At 49.5% G+C, this 13,542-nt stretch carries 14 protein-coding genes; 1 reads left to right on the top strand and 13 read right to left on the bottom strand.

Going from position 1 to position 13,542, the window contains the following annotated elements; genetic code table 11:
• Positions 1-6: 6 nt before the first annotated feature.
• The 11 genes from WH45_RS03490 to cysT all read right to left on the bottom strand — a co-directional run bounded on the left by WH45_RS03490 (position 7) and on the right by cysT (position 10,913).
• Positions 7-924: a response regulator gene (locus WH45_RS03490; RefSeq protein WP_046213031.1), complete on the bottom strand. Its 918-nt coding sequence runs from the start codon at positions 922-924 to the stop codon at positions 7-9.
• Position 925: 1 nt separating this feature from the next.
• Positions 926-2,317, bottom strand: a complete 1,392-nt coding sequence (locus WH45_RS03495; RefSeq protein ID WP_082096520.1) for an ATP-binding protein — start codon at positions 2,315-2,317, stop codon at positions 926-928.
• Positions 2,318-2,440: 123 nt separating this feature from the next.
• Positions 2,441-3,106 carry an amino acid ABC transporter permease gene (locus WH45_RS03500; RefSeq protein ID WP_046213033.1) on the bottom strand — a complete coding sequence of 222 codons (666 nt, stop codon included), beginning with the start codon at positions 3,104-3,106 and terminating at the stop codon, positions 2,441-2,443.
• 33 nt (positions 3,107-3,139) lie between these two features.
• Entirely contained in the window at positions 3,140-3,793 is a 654-nt protein-coding gene (locus WH45_RS03505; protein ID WP_046213034.1) for an amino acid ABC transporter permease, read from the bottom strand.
• Between the two features lie 290 nt (positions 3,794-4,083).
• Positions 4,084-4,923 carry a glutamate ABC transporter substrate-binding protein gene (locus WH45_RS03510; protein ID WP_407668011.1) on the bottom strand — a complete coding sequence of 280 codons (840 nt, stop codon included), beginning with the start codon at positions 4,921-4,923 and terminating at the stop codon, positions 4,084-4,086.
• Positions 4,924-4,983: 60 nt separating this feature from the next.
• On the bottom strand, positions 4,984-5,712 hold the full coding sequence (locus WH45_RS03515) for an amino acid ABC transporter ATP-binding protein (RefSeq protein ID WP_046213036.1): 729 nt from the start codon (positions 5,710-5,712) through the stop codon (positions 4,984-4,986).
• 218 nt (positions 5,713-5,930) lie between these two features.
• The gene (locus WH45_RS03520; protein ID WP_046213037.1) at positions 5,931-6,746 is read right to left on the bottom strand and encodes an MBL fold metallo-hydrolase; all 816 of its coding nucleotides are present in this window, start codon (positions 6,744-6,746) and stop codon (positions 5,931-5,933) included.
• Between the two features lie 327 nt (positions 6,747-7,073).
• Positions 7,074-8,141, bottom strand: coding sequence for a sulfate ABC transporter substrate-binding protein (locus WH45_RS03525; protein WP_046213038.1), 1,068 nt, complete (start codon positions 8,139-8,141; stop codon positions 7,074-7,076).
• Positions 8,142-8,234: 93 nt separating this feature from the next.
• Complete coding sequence (locus WH45_RS03530; protein ID WP_046213039.1) at positions 8,235-9,299, bottom strand: sulfate/molybdate ABC transporter ATP-binding protein; 1,065 nt, start codon at positions 9,297-9,299, stop codon at positions 8,235-8,237.
• Position 9,300: 1 nt separating this feature from the next.
• Entirely contained in the window at positions 9,301-10,098 is a 798-nt protein-coding gene (locus WH45_RS03535; RefSeq protein ID WP_046213040.1) for a sulfate ABC transporter permease subunit, read from the bottom strand.
• On the bottom strand, positions 10,095-10,913 hold the full coding sequence (cysT, locus tag WH45_RS03540) for a sulfate ABC transporter permease subunit CysT (RefSeq protein ID WP_046213041.1): 819 nt from the start codon (positions 10,911-10,913) through the stop codon (positions 10,095-10,097). Before cysT ends, WH45_RS03535 begins: the two co-directional genes overlap by 4 nt.
• Positions 10,914-11,351: 438 nt before the next feature.
• Here cysT and WH45_RS03545 point away from each other — a divergent pair, with 438 nt between their 5' ends.
• Positions 11,352-11,753 (top strand): secondary thiamine-phosphate synthase enzyme YjbQ, encoded by a 402-nt coding sequence (locus WH45_RS03545; protein ID WP_046213042.1) that lies wholly within the window; start codon positions 11,352-11,354, stop codon positions 11,751-11,753.
• A 243-nt stretch (positions 11,754-11,996) separates the two neighbouring features.
• Here the strand turns inward: WH45_RS03545 and WH45_RS03550 are convergent, their stop codons facing one another.
• Both WH45_RS03550 and WH45_RS03555 read right to left on the bottom strand, forming a co-directional pair.
• Positions 11,997-12,578, bottom strand: a complete 582-nt coding sequence (locus WH45_RS03550; protein ID WP_046213043.1) for a TetR/AcrR family transcriptional regulator — start codon at positions 12,576-12,578, stop codon at positions 11,997-11,999.
• A 113-nt stretch (positions 12,579-12,691) separates the two neighbouring features.
• A complete protein-coding gene (locus WH45_RS03555; RefSeq protein ID WP_046213044.1) occupies positions 12,692-13,342 on the bottom strand; it encodes a YigZ family protein in 651 nt (216 codons plus the stop codon).
• Positions 13,343-13,542: the final 200 nt, after the last annotated feature.

Here is a 13,542-nt window from a genome sequence, read left to right on the forward strand (position 1 = left end):
GACTAATTATACATTTTGCATCTGGTCCAGTGCTTCAAGGTAAAGTACCTGCAGGAACTTTTTGATGCTGACTTTGCTTTTGCTGTCATCGCGTTCTTCGTCGATCTCTTTCATTTTGGCCCGGATATCTTCAAAGTCGAAATAAAGCGGAGCATAGTGTTCGAACTTGGGATTGCCGTAATCTGTCAGTCCGATCGATGCCAGGTGGGTGAGTGCTGTCGTAACGGTACGGCGGATACGCTGTTCGATCGCTTTGGCTTCTTTGTCGATTTCGCGCGGCGTCGTTTTGTAGCTGGCAGCCACTCCTTCGTACAGCTGCTTGAGCGGCGGGAATGGACCTGCCTGACCACGCTGCAGCAGCATTTCCATAATGGCGGTAATGTCGTTGCAGCCGGCTTCGCCGACAATGCCCAGATTCATATAAATGGGGCGTATGACTTCGCTGATGCTGCGCGGCTTGACCGGTACCGCAGTCTGACGTTCGGCAGACAGCAGATTCAGCGTGTCCAGACGGGACAGCGAAGACTTGAGTTCATGCAGATATTGCTGAATCTCCGAATGCTCACTGACCCGGGACAATACCGACTCCACTTCAATCCGGTTAATCGGCTTGCGGATAAAAAATTCGATTCCCGACTGATACGCTTCTCCGACCATCTCCTGATTCTCGATCTGCGAGATCATAACGTATTTGCCGCGGAATCCTTGCCGCTGCAGCTGTACAATCGTCTCCAGTCCATCCTGATCGGGCATCAGCCAATCGATCAGCACGACATCCGGCTGACTTTCCATAATGACACGCATGCCTTCCTCGCCACCTCTGGCCGTACCGGTTACTTCGCCCAGATTGCTTTCCCTGATAATATTCTCCAGCATGGCGCGTGTTGCCGGATCGTCATCCACAATACAAAAAGATAATCCCATATTATCCTCCTCTCTTTAGTGAATCGGTTGGTAGTTCTACTCGAAACGCCGTTGTCCATGGTGCATATTCTTCCTGCTGACAGAGCCGGACACTGCCGCCCAGCGAGGCGATAATATCATGCACATGCGACAGCCCGATTCCGGTCGCCGCACTGCCTCCCTGCGCAAACTTGGTCGTGAATCCCGGTTCGAAGATCATCTCCCGGTCACGCTCGGGAATTCCTTTGCCTGAATCAGCGACCGTTAATACAGTGCGATCACCCTGCTGCTCGATACGCAGTTCAATTGAACCGGACTTGTCCAGTGCCTCAATCGCATTGGCCAGCAGATTGTTCAGCAGCGTCAGCAGCGGGATATAATCCGATGTGAGATAATCCTGCTCCAGATGGGCGCTGAACACAACCTGCTTGTTCAGCATGATCGCATATTTACGGTTGCCGCGAATAGCATAATCCATAATCTCCGACAGGGACAGCAGCGACTGTGCATCCTGCTCAAACAGCTTGAGCAATCCAGCAGCGATGCGCTGGGAATCTTTTTTTACTTCATGTATTTCCTGGGTAATACTGAGCTGCCGCTGACTGAACTCGCTCAGCCCTTCCCGCTTGAGATCCGTATATAGCCTATAGCTGCTGCTGGTAACCCGCTCAATCGTATCCATCGATTTGCGCAGGTAAAAGACTTCCCCATACAGACCGGAACTGACCGACAGCATCTGTTCCATCCGCTTATTCTGCTCCAGCGATAGTGCGCGGATCTGGCTGACCGCGATGCTGCTGTACAGCCCTGTCATGAAAAATCCCCGGATCGCCGCCACGAGAACAATATATCCCCATATCGCCGGATTGCCTATTTCCGATCCGGTTAGCAGCCATCTGCAGATCATCTCGATCGTATTGGAACTAAAGTCAATGCATGTCGCAAGTACCCCAAGCAGCAGCAGATTCATCCGTTCGATCTGCCCCTGAATCAAATACATGCCGATGGAAAATGTCAGATAGTACAACCCGCCGGACGTATGCACCTGCAGCCGGTCCATCCATTCAAACTCGGCCGGTCTCAAAACCAGATCCAGCACAATCCGAAATACAATAACCGCCACTGCCGTCCATATTCCTGCCCGGATAAACGGCAGCCGATTCATCAGCAGCAGAAACAGCAGAAATGCACTGCCGCCCAGACCGATCCGGAACAAATCACCCGGCACCGGATTGATCTTGAATTCTCCGGCAATCGCTGTTCCGAGCGCTACCGCCAGAATCTGTACTTTCTCCTTTCTGAAAAGAGCAGGCATACGTCCTTCAGCTCCTTTTCGACGCGAATCGGACTGGCGTGCAATCGCAGCTGGCAATGGAGTTCCTGTCGTTTTGTGAAATTGTTTATATGGTATCATAAAAATTCCCTTTCATGCTGTTTTCATTATAAAACGCTCTCCATAACGGTTATACAACATGTTTCATCCTCCAGAGATAACAAAAACCGGTCTCCTTCCGGAAACCGGCCGCCTGTGTGTACTTTAAGCCGTTCTGGTCTCCAACCGTCTGGAGATCAGGGATAATGTATAATTTACAATAAAATAGATCATCGCGACAAGCAGCAAAATCGGGATCGGATAATTATGATTCTGTCCCATAATAATCTGCGCATTATGCATCAGCTCCGCCAGCGCCACGATAACCGCGAGCGAGGTGTCCTTGAGCAGGGAGATAAACTGGCTGACCAGCGGTGGCACCATCCGACGCAGCCCCTGCGGCAGTACGATATGCCATAGTGTTTGTACCGCGCCAAGCCCTGAAGAACGCGCCGCTTCGACCTGTCCTTTGGGAATCGACTTGAGACCGGCACGGACAATCTCCGAGATCATTGCCGCCTCGAACAGAGTCAGGGCAATAATGGCGCCTACCGGTATGGTAAACTTGAACTGAACACCGAAAAATGAAATCTGCGGTACCGCAAACTGAACAAAGAAAATGATCAGCAGCAGCGGCAGATTACGCAGCACTTCCACGATCACAGTCAATACCTGAGACAATACAGGTATCTGCATATAACGGATAACCCCTACAAAACATCCAATTACAAAGCTGAATATAATAGCAAAGAAGGCCACATACAGTGTCATGCCCAGACCTTCCATCAGAAACTTCAAATTCTCGGGTGAATACGCACCTGCAAAATCCATAGTACTCCTCCTTTAACCCTTATTGCTGATCTGTTATGAACTTTTGGCCAGTCGGCGTTCCAGTACATGAGAACCATAGCTCATCGGTATAGTCAGAATGAGATAGAACATACCTGTGAAAATATACGTATCGACGGTAGCATAACTATCACCGTTGACCTTATCTGAGAAGTACATTAAATCCAGACCTGAAATGACAGTAAGCACCGAAGAGTTTTTGATCAGGTTGATAAACTGGTTGCTCAGTGGTGGAATGACGAGTTTGATCGCCTGCGGCAAAATAACATGCAGCATCGATTGTATGTAAGTCATTCCTGAGGAACGTGCTGCTTCCATCTGTCCTTTAGGTACGGACAAGATCCCGGCACGAATCGCTTCCGCAATAAAAGCAGATGTATATACTGTAAGTCCAAGTGTACCTGCCTGAAATCCATCCATTCGTGCTCCAAACGTATGCAATCCATAGAAGAAAAACCATACAATTATAAGAAGTGGGATATTACGGATAAATTCTACATAGGCTGTACCAAACCACTGCAGCGGCTTGATTGTTGTAATTCGGAAAACGGCTATTATTGTACCGAGAACAAAGCTGCCGATTAGCGCTATTACGCTGACTAAAATGGTATTTAAAAACCCTTCCAGATAGACTGGGAAATACTCTGTTAGAATCGAAAAATCCGGCATATATTTACCTCCTTTAATTCTCTGCAGCCAAGCGGGTTAACGAAGCAGGCTGTACCTTTACCAGGCAGCTTTGCGTCTGCCCTCTTTGCTTTGTACTTCCTGTTTCCCGCTTACTTTTTTTGTTCACATTATTGTACGGTTTGTTCTTTGTTTCCAAACCAGCTTTTACCTAATCCTATTTTTTTGTACGGTTACAATCTCAGCTGTTCTAACGAAAAGGATGGGCGTGATTGCCCATCCTCGGTCTTATTTAATTTATGCTGGGTCGTTCATTGTCATGGCGATCCAGCTTATTTGTTTTCCGGTGCTTTACCGATCCATTTTTTGTACATCTCATCATAAGAACCGTCTGCTTTCATATCAGCCAGCCCTTTGTTGATTGCTTCCACCAGACCGGTCTGGCCTTTTTTCACCGCGATACCATATGGCTCATCGGTAAATGGCTTGCCCACCACTTCATAGTTCGGGTCCTGCGCAGCCATACCGTACAGAATCGCATCATCTGTCGTCAATGCCTCACCCTGTCCGGCTTTGAGAGCGTTAAAAGCATCCTGGTAGTTATCAAATTCCAGTACTTTCACATCAGGCACTTTTTCTTCGATATTATCGATCGATGTCGCGCCTTTGGCTGCCAGAATTGTCGTATCGGCAGTTACATCCTCAATCCCTTTGATCGGGCTGCCTTTTTTCACGAGCAGGGATTGACCTGCCTGGAAATACACATCGGAGAAGTCGACTTCTTTTTTGCGCTCATCCGTAATTGTCATCGTGGCGATAACCATATCCACATCACCATTGTTCAGCATAGGAATACGGGTCTTGGACGTTACTTCTTTCAATTCCACCTTGCTCTCGTCCCCAAGAATGCTTTTGGCGAGGGCATGAGCCATGTCTACATCAAAACCTTCTACTTTGCCGCTGCCCGGATCTTTGAGACCGAACAGTTTGGTATCATATTTAACACCGACGATCAATTTGCCGCGCTGCTTGATCTGATCGATTTGCGCACTTGCATTACTTTCGGCAGATCCGCCGCTGGTATTCGTTGTGGTCGTACTGCATGCTCCCAGTACAGCTACCAAAGCCATCATACATACAAGGAGGAGCGAAAATCTTTTTTTGTTAGACATCATTCATTTCCCCTTTTCATTAGTATAAGTGTCAAAACAGGCAAATATCCGGCAGTATGATTAGTGATTCAACAGACGGCTGAGGAACAGCTTGGCCCGTTCTTCCTTTGGATCGGAGAAAAATTGCTCCGGAGGAGCTTCCTCCACAATCTTGCCCTGATCCATAAAGACGACCCGGTCAGCCACTTCACGGGCAAAGCCCATTTCGTGGGTAACCACCACCATCGTCATACCTTCCAGAGCAAGCGCCTTCATTACGTCCAGTACTTCTCCGACCATCTCGGGATCAAGCGCCGAGGTCGGTTCATCGAACAGCATAATCTGCGGCTTCATCGCCAATCCCCGGGCAATCGCCACACGCTGCTGCTGACCACCGGATAACTGGGAAGGATACGCCTGTGCCTTGTCGGCAATGCCGACTTTTTCAAGATAATGCATAGCCGTCTGATGCGCTTCGGCTTTGGAGACGCCCAGTGCCTTGATCGGCGCGAGGGTAATATTGTCGATGACTTTCTTGTGCGGATACAGATTGAAATGCTGGAACACCATGCCGATATTGCGGCGAAGCTTATTCAGATCCGTTTTGCGTTCATCCACACGCACTCCATTTACGGTCAGCTGGCCGCTACTGGTTTCTTCCAGACGGTTGATACAGCGCAGCATCGTACTTTTGCCGGAGCCGGAGGGACCGAGTACCACCACAACCTCTCCTGACTCGACATGCAGGTTAATTCCAGTTAACACCTGAAAGTCTCCGAAAAATTTGTCAACTTCATGGAAGGTAATCATCATTTTCCTCCTTTTTATGTAAAAATTTTATCTTTTTCATGCTTGTACTGTCAGGTATACTTACATTTTTAATAATATTAATCTACACCTACAGAAAACTACGTAAACCTACGCTTTAGTGTTGTAAATTCCTGAATTCTTATAAAAAATCATCAAAAAAATACAAATAAACCGGTATCTTCTGATACCGGTCCACTTTTACAATTTGCATTCCTATTTTATTCCTCGGGCAGCAGCGCTGTGTAATTACCCAAATCAATTGTCATGCCTGTACGCGCCGTACTGGCTCCGACCGGCAGCTCCAGCTCCTGCCGCAGATCCACATCGTGGGACATATGCGTATAAATCGTCTGGATCGGTGCCAGCTCATCGACCAGTTCGGCCGCTTCACGCATATCGTATACCGAGCGAGTGCTGTATTCTGCTTCTTCGTGGACAAAGCTGGTACCGAGAATCAGCAGATCCAGACGATCCATCAATACCTTTTGTTCGTCGGTAAGACCGATGGCATCCGGGCAGTACACCCAGCCAAAATCATGCTTTTCCATCCGGTAAGCATAGGAATACCCGTTAAATCCATGATGCACTTTCCATGGCGTCATTTTCCATCCGCTCAGCATCATGCCTTCATCATTGGCGATCATGTCCAGATGCTTGCTAATCCATGGATATTGACGCTCAATGATATTCAGCACTTCCTGCGGTGCGTATACTCGTCCCGTGACTCCCTGCCATCGGCATGCATCCGCCCATTCCGGCAGTCCGGCAATATGGTCGAAGTGCGCATGGGTGATCACGATATCCGTAATATCCGCACGCCGGTTAATCATCTCCATCTGCAGCCGCCAGTCAGGACCACAGTCGATCAGAAAGTCACCTTCCGTACTCTCGATCAGCACGGATGAGCGCAAGCGCCGGTTGGTACCGCTATTCCTCGCCTCGTCGCATACTTCACAGTCGCAATATACCCGGGGAACACCCATTGCATCTCCTGTCCCCAAAAATGTTAATCGATCCACTACACGTCCGTTCATACTGTATTCTCTCCTTGAGCCTGAGGTCTATTGCTTGGTCGCTAATGTCATATTTCATAAATGCAGTCTGTTGGTTGTTCACATATAAAATCGTAGTCTATTGTATCTAGATGATATACCATAAAGTATACCATCTTCCCGCCATTTTCGATATTAATCGTAATGAAGATGCCTTTTGAAATCGATAATCTGCACCATTCCAAGAAATGAAATACAAAAAAGGGAAAAGCCTATTGTCTGCTTCTCCCTGTTCTTTATTTTCTTGGATAGATAATTGTACCTGCAGATCTTTTATTCATAATTGGCTGGCAGTAAACGTAAATAGTATCAAATCCCTGCCAATATCTGATACCAGATCCCTCGTTTGGAATACAGCGAACTTCGTACTTCACTCCATCCTCCCAGGTACTGTATATCGAATAGCCCTGGCGGATCAGGATACTCGCTGCGGTGAGCGTTCATCGCCTGCTCTTCCACCGGACGGAATCCATGCTTGGCAAAGATCTCCTGGGCCTCGGGTGTACGCAGATAATCCAGAAAGGCTTCCGCAACTTTACGGGTGCCGTGCTTGTCTACATACGAATCCACGACGGCAGCGGGATTCTCGATCAGGATCGTATCGTCAGGCACGACCAGATCATACTGTGCTCCCTTGGCCATTCGTGCCAGCAGTTCATTTTCGTACGTCACAATGACATCGCCTACCCCGTATTCAAAAGCAGCCATCGATGCCCGTCCGCTTTTATCGAGCGATTCGATATTCTGATGAACCGCCTCCAGGAAAGCTTTGGCTGCGGCCGGATCTTTTTTGCCTTGTTCACGTTCCGACTGCTTGAGTCCTGCACCGTAGATCGCGTTGATATCCCACTGTGCGCCGCCGGAAGTCTTAGGGTTGGGATACAGCACTTTTACACCCGGACGTGCCAGATCCTGAAATTGATGAATGCCGAGCGGATTGCCCTTTCGTGTCCCGAGTACGACGATCGAGCGTGTGACCATGCCCTGATACGGAGCGTCTTTCCAGTTTTTATCGACCAATCCCGCTTTGACCAGCTTGTCGACATCGCCTTCGAGCGACAGAATCGTCACATCCGCTTCAAAGCCTCCGGCAATCGCCCGTGCCTGTGTACCGGAAGCTTCATACGACTCCTGGAAGCTTACCTTCTGGCCGGTTTTGTCTTTCCAGTACTGCTGAAATTGCGGCAGGATCTCACCAACTGCATCCTTGGCTACACTGTAGGCGCCGATTACCAGTGTCACATCCCCTGCTGCCGCCGGAGCAGCGGATGCAGGCTGTGCTCCGGGTTCTTCCTTGCCGCTGCATCCGGAGAGCAGCACACTCAGCAGGATAATCCATATCAGTAATCCTGCAGATAATGGGATTCCTCGTTTCACTCTGCTCTCTCCTCTCCGATCTGTGCTGCTTGTGAACAGAAATTGTCCTGCTTTCGTACTGGAGTGTCCAGCTTTTCGCAGCCGGCTCTTCATCTAGATAAATACCGATAACGGATCGGCTTTGAGTGCATTTTCGGCAATCCAGCTCTCCTGATCGTTGAACAGATACGCCCGGTGAACGAGCACATGAACTTCCTGTCCGACTTCCAGCGTATCCTTTTCCAGAGAACGGTACGTGATCAGGCGGTTCGCGCCCACCTCAACCTCGACCATCCACTGGCTGCCCCGGAAGTGCATATGTTTTACCGTGCCTTTTTCTGTCGCTGACAGCAGTCGGAATTCATGCGCTAGGCCAATCTCGATATATTCCGGCCGGATCAGTGCACGGGCATAATCGGCTGCTCCCGGCTGCTCGAATCCTTTGAGCTGGCCAATCTCATCCACAATCGTAGACTCCCCGATGAAGGAAGCGACAAACGGCGTGGATGGCTGCTTGTAAATATCCCATGGCGTGCCCTTCTGCTCCAGACGGCCGCCGTTGATGATCATGATCTCGTCAGCCACCTCGATCGCTTCATCCTGATCATGAGTAACGAAGATCGACGTAATGCCGACCCGCTCGATCAGTTCGCGCAGCCAGGTACGCAGCTCCTGCCGGATCTTGGCATCGATCGCTGCGAACGGCTCATCCAGCAGCAGCAGCTGCGGCTCTGGTGCCAGTGCCCGGGCAAAAGCAACCCGCTGCCGCTGTCCGCCGGATAGCTGATGCGGATACCGATGCTCGAATCCAGACAGGCCGGTCAACTCCACCAGTTCGCTTACCCGATCCCGGATCGCCTCCTTGCGGGTTTTCTTCACTTTCAGACCAAACGCAATATTATCGAACACGGTCATATGCTTGAACAGCGCATAGTTCTGAAACACAAACCCGATCTCCCGTTCCTGCGGCGGCAGATGGTTCACAGCCTTGCCATGGAAAATGATCTCCCCGCTGTCCGGCGACTCCAATCCGGCAAGCATCCGCAGAATGGACGTTTTGCCGCCGCCGCTCGGACCGAGCAGTCCGATCAGATGTCCTTTGGCAATGGAGAAGCTGACATCCTGCACGGCATGAAATTGACCAAAATGCTTATCCAAATGACGGACTTCCACATGCATATCAGAGCACTTCCTTTCTTTTCTTGGCACGTTCCATCAGCAGCAGCAGTCCAATCGAGAATACGGCGAGTACAAGCGCGACTCCATTGGCCGCGGTAACATTAAAATTCTCCATATCCTGATAGACCAGCGTCGTCGCCGTCTGCGTCTTGTTGATAATATTGCCCGACACGACCAGCACCGCACCGAACTCCCCGAGTGAGCGGGCGACCGTCAGGATCGTACCGTAGATGACCGCCCAGCGGATCGACGGCCAGGTGACCTGCCAGAACGTTCGCCAACTGTAAGCGCCAAGCGTCGAAGCAGCCTCCTCCTGATCCGTACCGATCTCCTGCAGCACCGGCATCACTTCCCGCACCATTAGCGGGAATGTCACGAACAGCGTCGCAATAACCATACCGGGGAATGCATAGACAACTTTAAAGCCGATTTGTTCAAAAAAAGTCCCGATCACCGTATCCGGTCCGAGCAGCAGCACAATCATCAGCCCGCCGATTACCGGCGATACCGCATACGGCAGATCGACGATACTGTTGAACAGCTGACGCAGCTTGCGGCTGAGCCAGGTTCCCCGGACCAGATAGATGCCCATCATAATGCCGAATATGCCATTGAGTGCAGTAACCACCAGGACGATCAGCCCGGTCATCATCAGCGCATGCAGCGCTTCGGGTCGGCTGAGTGCCTGCACGAAGCCTGCGCCGCCTTCATCAAAGGCTCCCGTTGTCAGTACAACGAGCGGGATCAGGATCAGAATGCTGAATACGAGCCAGGTGAGCGTAATCCATAATCTTCTCATCGGCTCATCCTCCTCGTCTGTACCAGATTGATCAGCCACAGAATGATAAAGGACAAGGTCAGCAGCAGAATCGATACAGCTGCCGCGCCCGCTTCATTATCACTCTCCACCTCACCGAAAATATAAACCGAAGCCGTCAGCGTACGTCCGGGAATATTGCCTGCCACCAGCACCACCGCGCCAAACTCCGCCAGTGCACGGGAAAAGGCCAGCATCGCTCCACTCAGAATACCCGGCACCATCGCCGGCAAAATCACGTGGAAAAAGGTTCGTGTACGGGAAGCTCCCAGGGTATAGGATGCCTCTTCCGCCGAGCGGTCCAGTTCCTCAAGCAGCGGCTGGATCGCCCGGATCACAAAAGGAAAAGTCACAAACACCATCGCCACGATAATCGCCGGCTGATGAAATACCAGATCCAGCCCGACTGAAGCCGCTGCCTTGCCTACGATACTATTGGGTCCCAGCAATACGAGAATCATCAGTCCCCCGACAGCCGTAGGCAGTGCAAACGGCAGATCCACAATGCTGTTCAGCAGTGATTTACCCGGGAATTCATATCGCACCAGTACCCAGGCAGCCATCGTACCGACGAGCGCATTGATAATCGTAGCCGTCAGTGCCAGCTTGAGCGTCAGCAGCACCGCTTTCCAGGCGATCGGGTCGCCAATATTCTGGACAAAGGCTGTCCATCCGTCCGATAGTGAATTCACATACACTCCGGCAATCGGCAGTACAATTAAGATGAGAAAATACAGCAATACAGTCGTGCGAAATCCCCATGTCCAACCTTTGTGGCGCAGTAATGTACTATTCACTGGAAGACTCCTTTACTTGAAACTCAACAATTCATTTTATTTTAACCTTTATTTCCTATTAGTATACTTGGAATTAAATCTTAGCCATACTTTAGCAAAGGCTGACTTCCAGCGTCAATGAGAAGTTTACTTTTTGCCAAAATGATTTATAGTCATCTGCAATGTTCGTTTTTAGAGGTGATTCAGCAGCATTATGGGCTTAAAACCACCATTTTATGCGGTAAAACTTCGCTTTGCCGATAGCTGCTGGAATTATGTTTTGCTGTTTTGGTTCCTTTGCCGATTCTGTCTTTTCACTTACTGATCCGATTAATCACTGCCAGATGAGGTAATATCAGAATAGAAATGAGCTTGAATAAGGGATAAAATGATATCAGAAGCACCTGAACGCCCATCCTAAGACTCATCTTGAAAAAAAGTAGGAAAAGAGGGATATCCATGCTGTATACGATGCAGATTTCTACCGGCAAACGTGATGAAATGAGGGATATTACAAGAGAGGTTTCTTCCAAAGTCAGCCAGAGCGGCATACAGGAAGGTATTGCGATCGTCTATTGTCCGCATACGACAGCAGGCATTGCGATCAACGAGAATGCCGATCCGGATGTCAAACATGATGTGCTGATGCGCCTGGACGAGGTCTATCCGTGGGAACATCCCAAATACCGCCATATGGAAGGCAATACCGCTTCACACCTCAAGTCCATTACAACCGGCCCGTCGCAGACGATTATTATTCAGGACGGCCGATTGCTGCTCGGACGCTGGCAGGGCATTTATTTCTGTGAATTCGATGGTCCACGCCAGCGGGAATATATGATCAAGATTATGCAGGGCTGATCCGAATTAGCTCACCGGGTTAGCAAATATAAAAGGCGACTGGTCTGCATCAATTGTGCGGACAGTCGCCTTTTGTTTTGAACATATTCTTTTGCCGGATAGCCAGCATATGCCTCACCGTTCATTTCACTATAGGGATTCAACGTTTTGACAGAGCAAAGCCTTAAAGTGCAGGTGCAGACGAATGCCCCTTTCACCATCCTGTCCGGGTATCCGATTATACAATTCATCATCGGTGTCCTCTTATAATACCCGGCAGATCGTCTTGACATGGGCAATTGCTGCAGGCCTGATCTCGTCATAGGTGACCCTGTCCTGGATATAATAAGAGATGAATCCGTGAATGGACAGAAATAGACTGAGCGGCACAGTATGCATCGCTTCAAGCGTATGCTCCGTCATATTCATATGCTGCCTGACAATCGAAGAGAACAATTCAAAGCAGCGTGCCTGTTCGGCACGACAATAGCTTAGCAGTTCCTCATCCCGGATCATGAACATAATCTCGTACTGATGAGCATTATCCAGCCCAAAACGGATAAATTCAATCAGCAGACGCTCTACCTTGTTCCATTCGCCCTGCTCCGGCGATTCCTTGACTTCCTGCAACAGATAGCAGAGATGGTCAAAGTCCTCCATGACAATCGCATAGAACAGTTCCGCTTTTTCCTTGAAATGATAATACAGTGAACCATGGCTGTAGCCCAGATGCTGGCCGATACTTCGCATCGAGATTGCACGGTACCCCTTCGTTACAAACAGATGTCTGGCAGCCTCTAAAATTCTCTCCCTGGATAACTCCTGCTCTACCGCTCTACGTGCCATAGTGTGATTCCCCTTCAAGCATTTTGCATAGTCAGATTAGAAGCGCCTGCTGTGGTATCTGTAAATGATAGATCTCTGCACAGATATATCTCCACGCAGTGCCCGATTCTGCTCTATTTCTCTTGTTCTTCCGTAAAATACAGCTGTTCGCCTGTCGTGATCAGTGACTGTCCCTGCGTAAGATCAGTCATCCATTCCTGAAATGCTTCAGCTTCGCTGACGACCGGCAGACAGTTTAGAATAACTTTATCGGTAAAAGCGGTCTCTCCCATACGGATGCCCCGGCTGCGCAGTTCATTCTCCACTTTGCCGAGCCAGGTATAATCCAGTTCAACCTTTACTTCCTGATGCAGTACACGGGTAATGGCTTCTCCCGCTTCAATCGCAGCCACGGCTCCGTCGGTGTAAGCCCGGATCAATCCACCGGCGCCCAGCATGATTCCGCCAAAATACCGGGTTACGACAATCGCGATATCCTGTAATCCCTGGTTTTTGATCACCTCCAGAATAGGCTTGCCTGCTGTTCCGCTCGGTTCGCCATCATCCGACTGGCGCTGGATTTCGCCTCGCGAGCCGATCAGGTAGGCAGAGCAGTTATGCGTGGCATTCCAGTGCTGCTTTTTGATGCTTTCTATAAATTCCAAGGCTTCCTCTTCGGTAGCGACCGGTCTGGAGTGACCGATAAACCGGGATTTTTTGATCACGATTTCCTTGGCTCCAGCTTGTTGTATCGTCTTGTAGCGTTCAGGTTTATCTGTTGTCATGATGATCCTTTCCTTACCGTTCCTGCCTGTTATGCAAGCAGTATTCATGTATTCCCCTATAGGTCAGAGTACTGTATAACTCGCACTCTATGTACCAATACCTTCCAGGTTACTAAAGATATCATACAATATATTTAGGTATCAAGAAAGCAGCTCCCTGGCATTGCTGCCCGAGAACTGCTTTCTTCATGAAGTTTATC

Source organism: Paenibacillus wulumuqiensis (genome assembly GCF_000971965.1).
Lineage (GTDB): Bacteria > Bacillota > Bacilli > Paenibacillales > Paenibacillaceae > Saccharibacillus > Saccharibacillus wulumuqiensis.